General features: G+C 43.7%; 16 protein-coding genes, 1 tRNA gene and 1 pseudogene. 15 read left to right on the top strand and 3 right to left on the bottom strand.

Annotated features, from left to right (window positions below):
• The first annotated feature begins 4 nt into the window (after positions 1-4).
• The 11 genes from R8806_RS13870 to R8806_RS13920 all read left to right on the top strand — a co-directional run bounded on the left by R8806_RS13870 (position 5) and on the right by R8806_RS13920 (position 8,066).
• On the top strand, positions 5-496 hold the full coding sequence (locus tag R8806_RS13870) for a CD225/dispanin family protein (RefSeq protein WP_124317261.1): 492 nt from the start codon (positions 5-7) through the stop codon (positions 494-496).
• Between the two features lie 11 nt (positions 497-507).
• Complete coding sequence (locus tag R8806_RS13875; protein ID WP_124317260.1) at positions 508-918, top strand: DUF2752 domain-containing protein; 411 nt, start codon at positions 508-510, stop codon at positions 916-918.
• A 242-nt stretch (positions 919-1,160) separates the two neighbouring features.
• The gene (gene menB / locus R8806_RS13880) at positions 1,161-1,982 is read left to right on the top strand and encodes a 1,4-dihydroxy-2-naphthoyl-CoA synthase (protein WP_087419323.1); all 822 of its coding nucleotides are present in this window, start codon (positions 1,161-1,163) and stop codon (positions 1,980-1,982) included.
• Between the two features lie 22 nt (positions 1,983-2,004).
• A complete protein-coding gene (locus R8806_RS13885; protein WP_124317259.1) occupies positions 2,005-3,063 on the top strand; it encodes an o-succinylbenzoate synthase in 1,059 nt (352 codons plus the stop codon).
• 5 nt (positions 3,064-3,068) lie between these two features.
• Complete coding sequence (locus tag R8806_RS13890) at positions 3,069-4,094, top strand: AMP-binding protein (protein WP_124317258.1); 1,026 nt, start codon at positions 3,069-3,071, stop codon at positions 4,092-4,094.
• A gap of 57 nt (positions 4,095-4,151) precedes the next feature.
• Complete coding sequence (locus tag R8806_RS13895; protein ID WP_124317257.1) at positions 4,152-5,066, top strand: glutaminase; 915 nt, start codon at positions 4,152-4,154, stop codon at positions 5,064-5,066.
• A gap of 63 nt (positions 5,067-5,129) precedes the next feature.
• Positions 5,130-6,392, top strand: a complete 1,263-nt coding sequence (locus tag R8806_RS13900) for a FimB/Mfa2 family fimbrial subunit (protein ID WP_124317256.1) — start codon at positions 5,130-5,132, stop codon at positions 6,390-6,392.
• A gap of 98 nt (positions 6,393-6,490) precedes the next feature.
• Positions 6,491-7,207, top strand: coding sequence for a YebC/PmpR family DNA-binding transcriptional regulator (locus R8806_RS13905; RefSeq protein ID WP_087419310.1), 717 nt, complete (start codon positions 6,491-6,493; stop codon positions 7,205-7,207).
• Between the two features lie 73 nt (positions 7,208-7,280).
• Positions 7,281-7,353, top strand: a tRNA-Lys gene (locus tag R8806_RS13910).
• Positions 7,354-7,438: 85 nt separating this feature from the next.
• Positions 7,439-7,735, top strand: coding sequence for a nucleotidyltransferase family protein (locus R8806_RS13915; protein ID WP_124317255.1), 297 nt, complete (start codon positions 7,439-7,441; stop codon positions 7,733-7,735).
• Entirely contained in the window at positions 7,719-8,066 is a 348-nt protein-coding gene (locus R8806_RS13920) for a HepT-like ribonuclease domain-containing protein (protein ID WP_124317254.1), read from the top strand. The genes R8806_RS13915 and R8806_RS13920 overlap by 17 nt, the downstream gene beginning before the upstream one ends.
• Positions 8,067-8,103: 37 nt before the next feature.
• On the opposite strand, the pseudogene R8806_RS13925 reads toward R8806_RS13920, so the two are convergent.
• The 3 genes and pseudogenes from R8806_RS13925 to R8806_RS13935 form a co-directional block, all read right to left on the bottom strand.
• A pseudogene (locus tag R8806_RS13925) lies at positions 8,104-8,514 on the bottom strand (BRO family protein); the annotation flags it as partial.
• A 647-nt stretch (positions 8,515-9,161) separates the two neighbouring features.
• Entirely contained in the window at positions 9,162-9,593 is a 432-nt protein-coding gene (locus R8806_RS13930) for an XRE family transcriptional regulator (protein ID WP_229782968.1), read from the bottom strand.
• 122 nt (positions 9,594-9,715) lie between these two features.
• Positions 9,716-10,045 carry a helix-turn-helix transcriptional regulator gene (locus R8806_RS13935; RefSeq protein WP_183312871.1) on the bottom strand — a complete coding sequence of 110 codons (330 nt, stop codon included), beginning with the start codon at positions 10,043-10,045 and terminating at the stop codon, positions 9,716-9,718.
• Positions 10,046-10,848: 803 nt separating this feature from the next.
• On the opposite strand from R8806_RS13935, the gene R8806_RS13940 reads away from it, so the two are divergent.
• Genes R8806_RS13940 through R8806_RS13955 form a run of 4 tightly spaced genes read left to right on the top strand, consistent with a single transcriptional unit; the run spans position 10,849 to position 17,153 of the window.
• On the top strand, positions 10,849-13,926 hold the full coding sequence (locus R8806_RS13940) for a SusC/RagA family TonB-linked outer membrane protein (protein ID WP_164719758.1): 3,078 nt from the start codon (positions 10,849-10,851) through the stop codon (positions 13,924-13,926).
• A gap of 7 nt (positions 13,927-13,933) precedes the next feature.
• Positions 13,934-15,343 (top strand): RagB/SusD family nutrient uptake outer membrane protein, encoded by a 1,410-nt coding sequence (locus R8806_RS13945; protein WP_124317512.1) that lies wholly within the window; start codon positions 13,934-13,936, stop codon positions 15,341-15,343.
• Between the two features lie 11 nt (positions 15,344-15,354).
• Positions 15,355-16,296, top strand: coding sequence for a hypothetical protein (locus tag R8806_RS13950; RefSeq protein ID WP_124317513.1), 942 nt, complete (start codon positions 15,355-15,357; stop codon positions 16,294-16,296).
• A gap of 17 nt (positions 16,297-16,313) precedes the next feature.
• Complete coding sequence (locus tag R8806_RS13955; protein ID WP_124317514.1) at positions 16,314-17,153, top strand: TlpA family protein disulfide reductase; 840 nt, start codon at positions 16,314-16,316, stop codon at positions 17,151-17,153.
• The last annotated feature ends 30 nt before the right edge of the window (positions 17,154-17,183 follow it).

A 17,183-nucleotide genomic window follows, 5' to 3' on the forward strand; every position in this document is an offset into this window, starting at 1 on the left:
AACTATGGAAAACTATTTTTACCTGAACGAAAAGAATGAACAAAAAGGCCCGGTTTCTCCCGAAGAATTAATTAGCAACGGGGTAACGAGAAACACCCTCGTGTGGAAAAACGGTATGGCCCAATGGCTCCCGGCAGGAGAAGTACCCGAACTCGCGAAATGGTTCACGAACACAACCTCCACGCCTTCCACACCCCCACCATTTCCTCCCACACCGCCCCAACCATCGGTAAACAACAATTCCAAACCGGACAATTGGCTAATTTGGGCAATCCTATCGACCGTATTATGTTGCTTACCGTTAGGGATTGTATCTATCATCTACGCCACAAAAGTGGACAACCTCTGGAATTCCGGTCAGCAAGAGGAAGCGATAAAAGCTTCTAACATGGCAAGATTATTTTTCTTCCTTGCATTAGGTGGAGGTGTACTCGCCGTCATCATCGGGTTCATCAGCGGATTAGCAAGTGTACTGATGGGAGGAGGTTATTATTAATATTCGAATGAATGTATTCGTTCGGACACTTTAAGAAAATAGGCCTCATATCAATTATACTACTCGGGATCATCCTGTTCTTCATTGATCCCGAGTATTCGGCATTTATACCCAAATGTCCCTTCCGTTGGTTCACGGGACTTGATTGTCCGGCATGTGGTAGCCAAAGGGCAATTCATCAATTATTACACCTGAATATCAAAGGAGCTTTCGGGTATAACCCGTTCCTTATTCTTTCTCTTCCTTATCTAATGGCTCTCGTAATCACGCAATGGTTTGATCCCCGAAATAGATTGGCCCGGCTGAAAAGGATGTGCCATCACCCGATAGCCGTCAACACGTACTTAATATTAATCATAGTATGGTGGATTGCCCGGAATATCCTACCTTTCCTCCGGGGTTCCTTACCACCAACCATATAACACGTTGACATCAGTTTCACATCAAAAACACTGGCGAGTGTTCGTGCTATGAAGATGCTATGTTCATGCTATGTTCATGATCCCGCCCAACGTCGAAGAAGACATAGACCTTCCACGAACAAAGCCATGACTTTCTTCCCTGTACCATCACGCGAATTCTTTATATCGAACCACGTTAAAATAAAAATTATCATGTACATTTGTCGTTACACTTTGTAAAAACTAAAAATAACATACCGGATATGTCAAAAAGAGAATGGACTACAATCAAAGAATATGAAGACATTCGATTTGAATTCTTCGAAGGAATAGCTAAAATAACCATTGACCGCCAAGAGGTTTATAACGCTTTCCGCCCGCAAACCAATTTCGAAATGCTGGATGCCATAAATATCTGTCGGGAACGGAGTGACATTGGTGTTGTTGTACTCACGGGGGCCGGGGACAAAGCGTTTTGTTCCGGAGGAGACCAGAAAGTGAAAGGAATAGGAGGCTACATTGATGAAAACGGGGTTCCCCGCCTCAACGTACTCGACCTGCACAAAGCCATCCGTTCTCTTCCGAAACCCGTCATCGCCATGGTAAACGGATACGCCATAGGTGGAGGCCACGTGCTTCATGTCGTGTGTGACCTCACGATCGCTTCCGAGAATGCCCGTTTCGGACAAACAGGACCTAAAGTCGGTAGTTTCGACGGGGGATTCGGTTCCTCGTATCTCGCCCGCCACGTGGGCCAGAAGAAAGCTCGTGAAATCTGGTTCCTTTGCCGCCAGTACACCGCCAAAGAAGCCGAAGAGATGGGGATGGTGAACAAGGTGGTTCCCTTCGATCAACTGGAAGATGAAACCGTGGACTGGTGCAAGACCATCATGCAACGCAGCCCGATGGCCATCCGCATGATCAAACGGGCATTGAATGCCGAATTGGACGGCCAACACGGATTAATGGAATTCGCCGGGGATGCCACCCTGATGTACTATCTCATGGAAGAGGCACAAGAGGGTAAAAACGCCTTCTTGGAGAAACGAGACCCGGACTTCAAAAAATTCCCAAAATTCCCATGACCTACAAATTTCACAATCCATCATGTTACAAGCAACCTATTCAAAATATAACCTGCACTTCAAACAACCGGCGGGAACTTCCCGGGGAGTGCTCATGGAAAAAGAAACTTGGTTTGTCAAAGTCTGGGAGTCAGAACAACCCGAAATATACGGATTGGGAGAGTGTGCTTTGTTTCGGGGATTAAGTGCAGACGACCGCCCGGAATTCGAGAAAATATTAAAAGAAACCTGCGAAGGTTTCGGCAGCCTACGTGACATCCGCTACTTGCGAGATTGGAGTTCTATCCAATTCGGCTTGGATACCGCCATAGCGGATTTAAATAATGGAGGTAAACGCATCATTTACCCCACCCCTTTCACCGAAGGACAAACAGATGTCGAAATCAACGGTTTAATCTGGATGGGTTCCAAAGATTCCATGCGCCAACAGATTATCAAAAAGTTGGAGGCCGGATTCCATTGCATTAAATTGAAGATAGGAGCTATCGATTTCGATGCAGAGTTAGACCTGTTACGCATGATTCGGTCACAATTCAGCAAAGAGCTAATAGAACTCCGGGTTGATGCCAACGGAGCTTTCTCCCCGGAAGATGCACCTCGGAAACTGGAACAATTGGCTCAATATGATATTCACTCTATCGAACAACCCATCCGTCAAGGACAATGGGAAGAAATGTCTCGTCTATGCCGAAATACCCCTATTCCGATTGCCCTAGATGAAGAATTGATCGGAATCGAAGGATTAAACAAAGACAAGCTACTTGATACTATTCGCCCCCAATACGTCGTAATAAAACCATCTCTTTTAGGCAGTTTCTCAGGCTCATGGGAATGGATTGCCCGTTCCCGAGAACGTAACATCGGCTGGTGGATTACTTCCGCACTGGAATCCAATATCGGGTTGAATGCCATCGCACAATGGACAGCTTATATTTTGGAGTGTCACCCCACGGGCATACCTCAAGGCTTGGGAACGGGGCAACTCTACACGAATAATACCCCTTCACCCTTGGAACAAACCGGCTCGACCATCCGGTACAACCCACAGGCAAGCTGGAATTTATCCCCGCTCTCTTTTTAAAGGCCATGAACATCAGACTAAACGGTAAACGGTACACGGATTTAAACATGCTTCCGGGCAATATTGACCCGGAAGTCATCGCCTTTTTGCAGGAATGGTACAACGAAAAAGAAGAAGTTATCGGGCATACTTCCGGTTCCACGGGGAAACCGAAGGAGATCCGGTTATTGAAAAAAGACATGATCGCATCCGCCAGCTTAACAAACGAATATTTCCACATCGGTCCTCAATCCCGCTTGTTACTTTGCCTCTCCCCGACTTATATCGCAGGGAAAATGATGATCGTCCGCACCATCCTCTCGGGAGCCGACCTGATCACGATAAAACCGACCTCTTCTCCCCTGCAAAACATCGAGGACGACATTGACTTCGCCGCCATGGTTCCCATGCAGGTTGAAACCACCTTGGCCAACCCGGAAACTCGTTCCCGATTCGCTCGCATCAAGCAAGTGATCATTGGCGGGGCTGCCGTCTCCCCCACGTTAGAACAACACCTTCAAGAGCTACCAACAAGGTGTTACGGCACGTACGGCATGACTGAAACCGTTTCGCATATTGCCCTACGGGAAATCAATGGCGAAAGAAAATCCTCCGCCTATTTCGCCTTGGGAAAAGTGTCCTTCTCCACGGACGAAAGAGGTTGCCTAATCATCAACACCCCGCATCTCCAACAACAGAGATTCATCACGAACGATATTGTCCGGCTTGTTGACACCACTCATTTCGAATGGTTGGGACGCCATGATAACGTGATCAATTCCGGGGGAGTAAAACTATTTCCGGAAAGCATAGAAGCCCGTATCGCCTCTTTTCTAAGCCAACGTTTCTTTATCACGGCTGAAGACGACTGCCGGCTAGGACAAAAAGCCGTGCTTGTCATAGAATCGCTCCCTTGGGACGAGGCTGAATGTCAGCAATTACTATCCCGACTCAAATCCTGTTTATCTCCTTACGAAGTCCCCAAAAACATATATTTTCAAGAACATCTCACGGAAACCTATTCCGGCAAAATTGTACGAAAAATAAAATAAACACGTACCGATGAATCATTTACTTTCTTATCTTTGCCCCCGTTTAAAACGTTTGCAATGGATTACAAGGAAGTTATTGACAACATATATAACGAGGTAAAACCCCTCTTCGGACAAGGTAAAGTAGCTGATTACATCCCTGCCTTGGCAAATATCAACCCGCGTCAATACGGGATTGCCATAGCCACTCTCGACGGTCAGATCGTCGGCACGGGAGACTACCAAACCAAATTTTCCATCCAAAGTATTTCGAAAGTCTTTACTCTCTCCATGGTCGTTCGCCACATGGGGGGAGACCTGTGGAAATACGTGGGCCGGGAACCTTCCGGAACCCCGTTTAACTCGCTGGTTCAGTTGGAACACGAACAGGGAATCCCGCGTAATCCGTTTATCAACGCCGGGGCTCTCGTGGTTACGGATAAAGTGATGAATCTTTACCACCGACCGAAAGAAGCCATCCTGCAATTCGTGAGAAGCGTGGCCGGAAACGACGACATTTACTATGATAAAACGGTGGCCCAGTCCGAATTTGAACACGCTAGCCGGAATCAAGCCCTAGGACACTTCATGAAAAGTTTCGGTAACATCGATAACGACGTGGACTCGCTGATCGACGTGTACTGCAATCAATGCAGTATTGCCATGACGTGCGAGGATCTTGCAAAATCATTCCTGTTCCTAGCCAACCACGGGACCAACCCACACAACAACGAGAATATCCTCACCGTGAGCCGCTCGAAACGCCTTAGCGCACTCATGCTGACCTGCGGTTTCTACGACGAATCCGGGGAGTTCGCTTTCCGTGTAGGAATGCCGGGCAAAAGCGGTGTCGGAGGAGGCGTGGTAGCCATCATCCCGAGCAAACTCAGTATCGCCGTGTGGAGTCCCGAACTGAATGAACACGGGAACTCGTATATGGGAATCGAAACACTCGAACGGTTTACCACGAACATCGGGATTTCCATTTTTTAACAAGACTTTACCTTGCTAAAAGTTACAAGTTGCAGGTTTACCAGTTACAAATTCAAAAACACAATGAGAAAAATAATATTTTTACTGGTAACGCAGTTTGTACTTTTTTCATGTCAGAAAAGCAAAGTCATGGAAGGGCAGGAGATACGAATCCCGCTTGAATGTAACACTTCCATGGAATTTTCCATACACCATTTGCACCTGTTTGCCATTGACCGAGATAATCGTATCGCCCGTCATGAAACGTTTACATCATCGGACATTCATGAAAACACACTTCACGCTACTCTCCCTCTGGGCAGATACAGATTAGCCCTCGTGGCCAACGCTCCCAAGGGAAACATGGTTATTCCGGAAACCGGAGAAACACTTGAAAACTTGTTCCTTTGCCTACCACATGAAGAAAACACTTACCAAGAGGCCAGTGACATCTCCACAGCTCTACAATGTGTCAGTATCACAGAAAATAAAAATGCCCTTCCCCCGATCCGGCTCTTCCGGAGAACAGGAACATTACAGGTCTCTCTCCACGCAATTCCAAAGGAAATATCCAACCTAAACCTAGAATTGTCTTTCATCCCGTCCTCGGTCAGTTTTTCCGGATCAACCACGAACACCTTCGGCACGATCACGAAACCCGTGGATCATCAAGGAAAAGTAATGATTCGGACCTTCCCCGCCAAAAAGGGGGAAACCACACTTTCTGTTACCTACGATGAAGACAACACACCAAAGCGAAAAATTATCCCCTTCTCGGTAGCTATCGACACGAATCAAACCATTCACGTGGAATGTAATTTCCCGGAATTAACCGAAGGCGGGATACAAGGAAACGGGGAAAGCTTATTACGGAACGGGGATTTCGAGGAATGGAGTAACCCGGAAAAAGAACCCGACCATTGGCATTTTTATAAAGACGGGAAAGACAGTGTCGCCCTCAAGATCACGGGAACCCAAGCCCGTTCCGGACAAGCGGCCTACCTACAAGGTAAAACTTACCTGTACCAAGATGTAGAAATTGAAACCGGCAAACGCTACGAGATAAAAATGCACGTAAATGCCCCTTCTCCCTCTTTTCCGTGGAAATATTACTGTTACTGGCGTAAAACCAAAAGCACTGCACTCCCGGCAGAACACAACAAACCCATACAAGCCCAAAGTTACCTAAAACAAACGAACGGCTGGATCAACGTGTTCAACGGCAAATCATTCACCGCCCCGGAAGGAGCCAAACTTTTACGGGTAGAAATCCGTACCTATGGTAAAGAGATCACACCCGAAGAAGTAATATATATTGATGATTTCAGTGTAGAACTCGTGGAATGAAACTCATTCTCAACACAAAATCGCTGAATTCCTTTTTTGTTTTAAGTAGAAAAACTAAATTCGCGTTTCAAATTGTAATATAAATAAGATTCAATTATATGGGAAGAGCGTTCGAATACCGTAAAGCACGGAAGCTAAAGAGATGGGGCAATATGGCCCGTACGTTTACCAGAATAGGAAAAGAAATTGATATTGCCGTAAAAGCCGGTGGTCCGGACCCAGCGAATAACACGCGTTTACGTATACTTATCCAAAACGCCAAGGCTGAAAATATGCCGAAGGAGAACGTCGAAAGAGCTATCAAACGCGCCGTTTCAAAAGATACTTCTGATTACAAGGAGATCGTTTACGAGGGATACGGTCCTTTCGGAATCGCCATCGTGGTAGAAACCGCAACCGACAATAACACCCGTACCGTTGCCAACGTACGCCATTGTTTCAATAAATACGGCGGTTCTTTAGGAACAACCGGTAGCCTCGATTTCTTGTTCGACCGGAAATGCGTGTTCAAAATTACCCGCCCGGAGAACTTCGACCTAGAAGAATTCGAATTGGAAATGATTGACTACGGTGCCGACGAAATCTTCGAGGACGAAGAAAATCACGTGATCATCTACGGTTCTTTCGAAGCATTCGGAGCTATTCAAAAATATTTGGAAGATAACCACTATGAAATGGTCAGCGGAGAATTCGAGCGTATCCCTCTTGATACAAAAGAATTAACCGACGAACAAAGAGAAACCGTGGACAAATTGCTGGAAAAATTAGAAGAAGATGATGACGTAACTAACGTTTATCACAACATTAAAGAATAATTTTCTTGCAGATTAAAAAATATTGTTGCATATTTGCACCCGCAAAACGGTTAAAAGCCCTTGCAACAAGGAAGACTTCGTAGCTCAGCTGGTAGAGCAATTGACTCTTAATCAATGGGCCGTGGGTTCGAGTCCCACCGAGGTCACCGAAGAAACCACCTATTTTCATAGGTGGTTTTCTTTTTGTTTTGTCCTCAACAATGCCTATATTTGCAGAAAGAGAACAATAGTATGAAACAGACTATTATCAATAAACTAAGAGAATTTTTCACACTACAACCCGTGGAAAAGGTATGGATTTTTGGCTCTTACTCTCGTGGGGAAGAATCAAAAGAAAGTGATATTGATATACTTGTCCGTTTTGACAAGAGTGCGAATGTTACTCTTTTTAAATACATTAGCATCGTGAACGCTCTACAATCCCTTCTCCGCAAGAAAATTGATCTCGTGGAAGAGGGACAACTAAAAGATTTTGCGAAAGATTCGGCAGAACAAGATAAAATATTAATCTATGAGAGAAAAGCCTAAAGATATTAATCGTTTATCTCATATAATCGAGGCTATCGACAATCTGTTCGAGTTCACGAAAGATATCAGTTTTGAAGAATATAAAAACAATAAAATTCTCCGATTTGCTATAATCAAAAACTTGGAAATTATTGGCGAAGCCGCCTATCTACTCACGAATGAATTTAAAGAAAAGCATCCCGAAATTGAATGGAAAATTATTATTGGAATGCGTCATGTCCTAGTACACGGTTATTATCAAATTAGCGACGAAATGGTATGGGCAACCATACAAACCGAATTGCAACCGTTAAAAGAGAAAATTGAGCAATATAAACGAGAATTGGAGTAAAAAAGATAACACAGACAAAAAGTGGATCCATTGACTCTTAATCAATGTGCCACGAGTTCGAGTCCTTTGCGACCTCAATGCTTTTCAAACGTTGATTTATCCAAGTGACAGAATAACCTTTACGATGATAATATTCCATCAACCGTTCAATCCCTTTTTCCGGATCATCCACCTCTTCCAGCCGTTTCCGTGCAATTTCTGCCAACCACAATTTAAAGGGCTCGGCTTTGGGAGAAGGTATGGATTGTATTAAACGAAAAAGTTGCTCGACATCGGCCACATCTGTCTTGTAAAATTTTCCATCAGAAGATTGCATTTTCAGTTGTCCGAAAAAATCGGACAACTGACTCCCCTCCTTTTTTAGCTTACGCTTAAGGTCACCCCAATATTTCCGAGGGCGTTCATTCCCTGTTAAAACTTGAATAACATCAATGATTGATATATACCATTTTTCAGATTCATTATCCTAAACGGTTCGAATCTTTTTATCTTCAAACAATTTGATCGCATTTTCTTTTGTCATAAGGCATCAATTTATAATATATAAACATACGAAAAATATCAGAAATCTTCTCTCCCAAATAGATATAATCTAGATAAGATATGAATATGTTTCTAATATCTTATCCTAAAAAAGTTTGCTCCTAATCATCTCTCTATTTCAGTCACCCCAACCTCTCATCACAAAATTACAGATCAAGAATAGACGCATCTCAACAAATACTCTAATACATAATACTTTCTCTTGTATCTCTCCGTTATGTATTCGTTATCCGATTGTTAAAGCATAGCTATAGAAACGAAGAGATAACGAAAAGATAAGGGAGACATAATAATAGGATGTAAGTAATAGTAGGGCGAAAGAAAGTAGCAGCAAGGGTATAAAGCCAGAACTAGGGGAAATCCCACGGAGAACCTAGGGAAATAATCCCTCTTGTTCGAAACTCATTCGAAACTTCTTCGTAGTTCAAACATAACGGAATGATTAAGTTCTGAGTAAGCATGGAATGATCTCTGAGGGAGCGAGATTATTTGGGTTAAATTACCGCTTTATTGGGGTTGGATTAGGGTAATGACACGAACAGTTCAAATAGATTACTGCTTTTTCCTTTCCGCTTTGCCTTTCTTTTCCTTTTCCACCCTCTTTTTCCGTCCTTTTTCCTCTGCATCCTTTATCATCTTTTCATTTCTTATTCTTACTTTGGGATGCAAATCCATGTATTCTTCAATAGTATCCACTTCCACGTAAGGAGAAGGCATAAAATCTGCAATCGAGCATTTGAAAATCTTAGCAAGTTCATTAAGTTGATTTAAATTGTATTTTGCAGTATATTTGGGACTCTCGGCATAAAATACGTAAGTAGGACTTAATCTCAATTCCATGCAAAGTTTTCTTTGGCTCATTTTCGCAGCTATCCTATATTCTTTAACTTTATTGATAACATAAAGTTCTATTTCCGTGTTCTTGATCTTTCCTTTATTTTCCTGTTTTGGTGTCATTTCAAAAAAAATTAATTGATCAACCATGTTTTGTCAATTCCGGAAATCGTAGATTCAATTAGAAAATGCAACTAAAGAATCGCATTGGAGAAGATAGTATTATTTCTTTATTTCATTTTTGTATCAAACTTATTCTTTTGTTCTGCCTACTATTCCGGTTTTGGATCATATTTTTTTCTTTGTTTTGGATGCTTTTCCCAGTACTCTTCAATGCAATCTGTTTTTAGATATTGAGGAGGAAAAAGGCTGGCAATAGGCACATCAAAATATTTGGCGATTTCATTAATGTGATTTAAATTATATTTTTCCTCTCGCTGTAATCTCTCTGCATGTCCAACAAAAGAGCTGTCTAATTTTAGCTCTAATGATAATTTTTCTTGGCTCAGATTTGCAGCTTTTCTCAACTCTTTTACTTTATTAATCACGTATAGTTCGATCTCAGTTTTGGTTGTTCTGTTTTCAGTTTCCGTTGTTATCATTTTGAAAAAAATTAATAGTAAAGGAAATATTTTTATTAAAATATTTACAGGGGTTATTACCCTGTATTACCTTTGTACTATTAATATTGTGGGATTTCTTAATGTTAACTATATAGATATATAAGCTCAAGAGATCAGATAAAATCCTTTGAACCTGAATATATCGGAATGAATAACAACATTTGATAGAACTATAAATTATTAACTAAATCAAGAAACTATGGGAAAATTATATTTGAAAAACGTGTTACTATTGGTTTATAGTAAGCCTTGGGACATTAAATCCCATAATTTGCACTTTAAAATCTTTACTATAATGTTTAAATGATCAAGACTATAGGCATTATTAGTTGATCCATCTTCTATTTTTTAGATGAATGACTAGCTTATATTCATGCAATCAGTTAAATATTTTTGACTAATATCTTTTTCTTTACGATAGATAATTACTTGATTTATTGCAGACTTTATCATTTCTAATTTTTATAAAGGAATAATTTTGGAGCTCATCAATGACAGCCTATAAGGTGTTTTAAAGGAAAATAAAAACGGGAGAGTATTCAAAGTTTCTCAGGCCACGAATACATCTTCCCGTCGCTAATTCAAATTAATTAACAATCAAAATTATGAAAAAAAATCCACAAACAAAAGCGAGGCAAAAAAGAGTACTCGCACTCGTGAAAACAAAATTTCCCCGAAGACGAAAGGGATGGGGACTTATCGTATTACCATTTTTATGCTGTTTACCCTTATTGTCGAACGCAAATTACACAAGGCATCACCCGGAAATGAACAAGCTTTCCATGTCAGAAAGTCCAACAAATGACACGAAAAAAGAGACCATCGTCATCCGGGGAATCGTGAAAGACAAAGAGGGAACCCCTCTACCGGGAGTGACGATCTTGATAAAGGGTTCAACCGTCGGAGTGTCCACGGATGTGAAAGGTGAATACGTGATGAACGTGGAAAAACGAGATTCTCTAGTCCTATCATTCTCGTTCGTGGGGATGAAGACGAAAGAGGTAAAGTGGACCGGCCAACAAACGTTGAATGTCGTGCTAGAAGAAGATGTAAGCGAAGTAGAAGAGGTTGTCGTTATCGGTTACGGAACAACAACCAAAAAAGATTTGACCGGATCAGTGGCAAGCTTTGACTCCCAGATTATCGAAGAATCGACAGCGACAAGCGTGGCCCACATGATGCAAGGCCAGATTCCCGGTCTGAGTATTCTGGCAGGAGACGGGGCGCCCGGTAGCCCTGCCCGGTTAGAGATCCGGGGCGTCCCGTCACTAAGCGGGGCAACCTCTCCTTTAATCGTGGTGGATAACGTCCCGATGACAAGTGATTTTGACATCAACGAGTTGAACCCGGATGATATTCAGAGTATCGACATACTGAAAGGAGCCTCTTCCGCCGCCATTTATGGTTCAAGAGCCGCAGCCGGGGTCATCATGATCATGACGAAAGGCGGCAGACGAGACCAGAAACCGGTAATCAATTACAGCTATGATTACAGCATAACGAGCCTCGTTTCCGACGTGAATACGTTGACCACGGACGAGTTCAAAATGCTAGTCATGGAAGCCGTCCGCAATGGAGCAAAAGCGGAAGGATATGACGATATTACCAAATACTCCAAATACGCAACGTTTGCCGCATCGGATTTCTTCGGGGAGGCTAATACCCCGTGGATGAAATACATCATGCGGGACGGTTCCAAACAGCAGCATAAAGTTTCCATCCGGGGAGGCGGCAGTTCCTTCGGGTATAACGCCTCTTTGGGCTACACGGATGAGCTGGGACAAGTGAAAGGAACGAATTACGAGAGATACACGTATGACATCGGTTTCAACGCCGATATTAATAAATGGATTCGGGCCACCGTGAAAGTCTCCGGAACTCTATCCGACAGGTTAAGCAATAATGCAGGCCTATCCACCGCGGCGAAAGCCCGTCCCGATATAAAGGCTTACAATGACGACGGTTCCTTGTATTTACATTCATATCTCTATTCAGGGCGCACCTATTATGTCGTGAACCCGATTATCGAAATGGAAGAAAACACCACGGAGAGCGAAGATCACAACGTACGGCTCACGGGAAATCTGGAATTTCGAATTTTACCCGAACTGAACCTGATCACCCAATACACGTACCAAACCCGGAAGGGGGAACGTTACGCTTACCAGTCCAGCCGCACACAGGCAGGTAGCGGCTACTGGGGAGACCAAAAAGGTTTCGGAAGAAAAACACATAGCAAAACCGATAGTAAAGAACTCGAAATACGCTTGTCCTACATGAAGGATTTTGGAGAGAATCACAAATTAACCGCCATGCTGGCAAGTAATTATAACGACGAGGAACAGGAGTATTACACGCTATCCATGACTGATTTCCCGGATGACTACGTACAGAACGCAATATGGCAAGGAGCTAATCCCTATAAATACGGGGCGGTAAACGGTAGTGCCAGCGGATCCGTGCTATTATCTTTCGTGGGAAGAATCGAGTATAAATTCATGGATCGTTACCTCGTGACCGGGACAATACGTTCGGACGGTTCATCCAAGTTCTCCCCGAAATACAGATGGGGAACCTTCCCGTCATTTGCGGCGGCGTGGATCGTTTCCGAGGAGAACTTCTTGAAAGATTCCCAAGGACTATCTTTTTTGAAAATCCGTGCCGGATGGGGAAAAACGGGTAATGGTTGGGTCGGAGAATACGGATGGAGAACCTTGTATTCCTCTACCGATTATCAGAATATGCCGGCAACGATACCGAGCCAGATCGGGAATAACGAATTGAAATGGGAGTCGACCAAACAATATGATTTAGGGTTAGACTTCGGCTTTTTGAAGAACCAGAGAATAAGAGGTTCCTTAGGTTTCTACAAGAAGACCACGAAAGGCCTGCTATACCCTTTCACCATGGCATTGAGTACCGGGATGGAATCAACCAGCGTGAATTTCGCCAACATCGAGAACAAGGGAGTAGAATTTGACATCTCGGCCACGATCATCCAAAACAAGGATTGGAATTGGTCTTTCGGTTTCAATATCGGGAAGAACAAAAACAAAATTACCGGACTTGATGCGGAATACATCTCTGCCCCCGGGCAGACCTACCTAAGTAACACGGTTATCCGGGAAGGAGAATCACTGGGATTAATCTATGGATTTGAAACTGACGGGGTATTCCGTTCTCAAGCTGAAATTGACTACTACGAATCACTGAACCCGGACTATCAATATCAAGAGCAATATTCTTACCGGAAAACCATTCCCGGAGATTTGAAATTTGTCGATCAGGACGGTGACGGCCGGGTAAATAAAGTATACGGGAACCACGAGGATAAAATCGTGTTAGGATGTTCCCGCCCGGATTTCGAAGGAGGGTTCAACACCCGTTTAAGCTGGAAAGGCCTCACCCTTAGCGTGCAGGGAACGTTCAGTTACGGGGCGCAAAAGGCATGGACGGCAGAGGCTAATCAATTCTGTTTTGCCTCCACGGGGACAGCGAACGTGCTGGACGTTGCGCTGAAACGCTGGACCCCGGAAAACCCGGATAGCAATTACCCGTGCGTGCGGCTGGATTTCTACAACAATGATTTTACAGACTTCTCCGTCTATAACGCCTCGTATCTTAAAATACAAAACGTCAACTTGGAATACAGGTTCCCCAAGTATATCGTGGACAAGACAAAGATATTCGGGAACATCAGTGTTTTCGCCTCCGCAAATAACGTGTATACCTTCACGTCCTATCCCGGCCCCTCTCCCGAATCGTGGAGCAGTGATGCAATCCAAGGAGCCTCGGTCGACACGGAGGCTTACCCAAAAACCAGAACGTTCAATTTCGGAGTGAAAGTAACCATTAAATGATTTGATTATGAACAAGATATTTTTATATAGTTTATTGTTTCTCTTTGCAATAACGGGATGTGACAGTATGTTCGATGATGAACTTCCCCCGCATGAATTAGTCGGGGAAAATGCGATCACGAACGAGACTTCCGCGGAAACAGCGTTAAACGGCATCTTCTCGAATTTACAGGGTTACGGGACGATGAGTGCAAATTACATTTGCGACAACGAGTACCGCACGGGATTATTAACTGGGACCTACCGGGGAACATTCGAGACGGACGGCCTGCTAGGTTTCAAATTGACTGAAGAATACTCGTACGTTGCCGATCCTTGGGAATTAGCTTACAAGATGGTAAACGCGGCAAATAATTTCATCTATTACGTGGAAAAATTATCCGAGAACCTATTTGGCGAGAACCGGAAAACGGAAATGCTGGCAGAGGCCAAATTTGCCCGAGCATTCGGCCACGCGTTCCTACTAAGAAGATACGGGTATTTCTGGGATATAAACAGCCCTCTCGGACCGATCATCCGTCTGGAACCTTCATCCATCTCGAATAATAGCATGGGACGTAGTTCCGTGAAAGAGAGTTATGAAAAAATATTCGAGGACCTAGACTACGCGATACTGCACGGTCCCCGGTTTTATTCCAAATACCGCTCCTGCGCGACAACGGCCAAAGCTTTTAAAGCGGATATTCTAATGAATCGCGGAGAAGAGGGTGACTATGCGGAAGCGATTCGATTGGCAAATGAAGTGATTGCCAGTGATGAGTTCGGATTGGAAGACAAATACGGAGATATTTTTGCCAACGGGTATTCTTCAAAAGAGTTGATGTTCACGAGACATATCAAGACTCCACCTAGCATGGATGATAACGTGGGCAGCCTGTTCAAAATGTTCGGTGGTGCAACCTATAAACCGACAGAGATGTATTTCGAGATTCTGACCCAAGACGATAAGCGTTATGAGGCGACTTTCGACTCCGTGATGCTTGGCAACGGGACGGCTGCACGAAAGACGCAGGTGTGGAAGAAACATTACGTCACGTCCGGCGATTGCCCGATGTACTACATGCGGGTAGCCCAGATGTACCTGATCAAGGCCGAGGCCATGGCTCGCACGAATGCCTCCATAAAGGATTGTCTGGACGTGCTGAATGTCCTGCGTCTTCGTTCCGGTAACACGACTTTTGAGGCGGCCGATTACAGTTCCCTGTCAGACGTGCTGGAAGAGGTGTTCCGGGAGAATGTACGGGAAATCGGGATGGAAAACGGGGCCATTTTCTACCTCGCCGTGAGATATTCCGAGGGCGGTCGTCGAAAGTTAAAGGACATGAACCCGAACTTCGAGCATGACGATCAATTATGTTTCCCTATTCCGAAAGCCGAATTGGAACACAATTTCGTAGTAGAGCAAAAACCTTTATAATACCAGACAACATGATGAAAATGAATATATTAAAAAACGGATTCCAAGCATTAATTATTATGTCATTGATGGTTGCCTGCTCACTCGGTGACGTGTTGGAACCCTCCGATGGAGTAAGCATGGCGTTAATGGAAACGGTTGACACGGTGGTAGCCCTGCCGGGAGACACGATAAGTTCCAAGTTCATAGCGTCGACCAACGGGACTACTTTACGTCGCATTGAAATCGTGGAAAAGAGCCATGATTTCAATGAATTGAAGGATTCTATCCGGTTTGCTCTAGTGGATGAAACACTGGAACTGACGGTAGACGAAGAGGGATATTTATCCCGTCCCGTTTCCACCGTGATGATGATTTACCCCGTTATCGTACCCAATGACAAAGCCATCGTGGGCGAAGTGCTTAGCATGACCTTCAAAGCGTATAATGACAAGGGAAAATCCGGAAGTATAAAATCCTCGTTCAAGATCGTGAACTATGTTCGAAACACGAGTTGGTTATGGTTGTATAAACTTGCCGGCAAAACCCAAGGAAGTATGTTTTTTAATCCGGCAAAATACAAGGCCTATTCGAATAGCAGTTTCGGGACACACAAGGACGAGATCGACGTGGCGGCCTACACGGCAAGCGACGGGAAACACTATTTCCTGAACCCGGCCAACAAGGAAACGCAAAACCTGTTCGTGGCAGACGGAATGGATTATGATGCATCAACCATGCGAACGACAAAGTTCATCCCATTGGATGCTGTCAATTTTGACCTTGCTGGGGACGCTGAACTGGAACGGATGGACTTCTCGAAAGCCGTGGATAAAGTCGAAGTGACAACCGGAAGTGTCATCGGTTTCGAGAACCAAGACGGACGACGGGGAATTATGAACGTGAAAATATCATCTTCCATCTACCCGACGATCCAGTGTAAATTTCAAGCGGTGGCTAAAAAACAAGAATGATTTAATCCCGAAATATCATGAAGAACATATTTATAATCATTATTTTAACGTTCTGCCCTCTCGCCAATCTACTCGCACAGGACAAGTACGAGGTGTTCAGAAAGGAGATGTCCCTCATCGAGAAACAAGAGAATGAATATCGAAAAGTAATTTGGGGTGAAAACGATTTTTCCCAAGGCTACAAAGACAGCATTTATAAAAAACATCAAGTACTGGTGAAAGAAAAGGTCGAGTTTGCCAAGAACGCCATTCGAGAGAATAGAGATGACGAACGATTCTTGAAAGTGTTGGATATTTATGTACGTAATTTCTTATCCTTAGATGAATTTGAAACCGAACTGAAAAGTTTTTCAACCAAGGTACAGAAAACGGAAACCTGTCAACGTTACTTCGAGTTTATCAAGTACGCGAGAATAAATGTCCCCGGCAAACAATGTATTGATTTCGAGATGAAAGGCCATAACGGGGAAACCATAAAATTCTCGGATGTGTATAAAAAACACAAGCTTGTTCTTGTTGATTTCTGGGCATCTTGGTGTGGGGCGTGTCGGGCAACCATGCCCTCCATTAAAAAGATGTATGAAGTCTATCATGAAAAAGACGTCGAAGTAGTCAGCGTGTCGCTAGATGACAATAAAGAGGCGTGGGAAAAAGCTTATAAAGAAGAAAATATTCCTTGGATAGACGGGAGCAACCTGTTAGGATGGAAAGATCCTGTCGCCCTTTGGTATGCTATCCGGGGAATACCGCACAAGGTGCTGGTGGACCAGCACGGGATTATCGTCGCTAGTGGCTTTCATCAACTAGGTAGCTTGGAACATGAAATAGATGAATATCTTCATTCGCATAAAAATTGATACTTAAAGGAGATATCTCTTTATGAGATA

This window comes from Butyricimonas faecihominis, from assembly GCF_033096445.1.
Taxonomy (GTDB): Bacteria; Bacteroidota; Bacteroidia; order Bacteroidales; family Marinifilaceae; genus Butyricimonas; species Butyricimonas faecihominis.

Coding starts and splice junctions, on each gene's coding strand:
- R8806_RS13940 (WP_164719758.1), top strand. CDS start 10,849: ATGTCAGAAAGTCCAACAAATGACACGAAAAAAGAGACCATCGTCATC.
- menB (WP_087419323.1), top strand. CDS start 1,161: ATGTCAAAAAGAGAATGGACTACAATCAAAGAATATGAAGACATTCGA.
- R8806_RS13915 (WP_124317255.1), top strand. CDS start 7,439: ATGAAACAGACTATTATCAATAAACTAAGAGAATTTTTCACACTACAA.
- R8806_RS13870 (WP_124317261.1), top strand. CDS start 5: ATGGAAAACTATTTTTACCTGAACGAAAAGAATGAACAAAAAGGCCCG.
- R8806_RS13955 (WP_124317514.1), top strand. CDS start 16,314: ATGAAGAACATATTTATAATCATTATTTTAACGTTCTGCCCTCTCGCC.
- R8806_RS13920 (WP_124317254.1), top strand. CDS start 7,719: ATGAGAGAAAAGCCTAAAGATATTAATCGTTTATCTCATATAATCGAG.
- R8806_RS13875 (WP_124317260.1), top strand. CDS start 508: ATGTATTCGTTCGGACACTTTAAGAAAATAGGCCTCATATCAATTATA.
- R8806_RS13935 (WP_183312871.1), bottom strand. CDS start 10,045: ATGATAACAACGGAAACTGAAAACAGAACAACCAAAACTGAGATCGAA.
- R8806_RS13930 (WP_229782968.1), bottom strand. CDS start 9,593: ATGGTTGATCAATTAATTTTTTTTGAAATGACACCAAAACAGGAAAAT.
- R8806_RS13890 (WP_124317258.1), top strand. CDS start 3,069: ATGAACATCAGACTAAACGGTAAACGGTACACGGATTTAAACATGCTT.
- R8806_RS13905 (WP_087419310.1), top strand. CDS start 6,491: ATGGGAAGAGCGTTCGAATACCGTAAAGCACGGAAGCTAAAGAGATGG.
- R8806_RS13945 (WP_124317512.1), top strand. CDS start 13,934: ATGAACAAGATATTTTTATATAGTTTATTGTTTCTCTTTGCAATAACG.
- R8806_RS13950 (WP_124317513.1), top strand. CDS start 15,355: ATGATGAAAATGAATATATTAAAAAACGGATTCCAAGCATTAATTATT.
- R8806_RS13885 (WP_124317259.1), top strand. CDS start 2,005: ATGTTACAAGCAACCTATTCAAAATATAACCTGCACTTCAAACAACCG.
- R8806_RS13895 (WP_124317257.1), top strand. CDS start 4,152: ATGGATTACAAGGAAGTTATTGACAACATATATAACGAGGTAAAACCC.
- R8806_RS13900 (WP_124317256.1), top strand. CDS start 5,130: ATGAGAAAAATAATATTTTTACTGGTAACGCAGTTTGTACTTTTTTCA.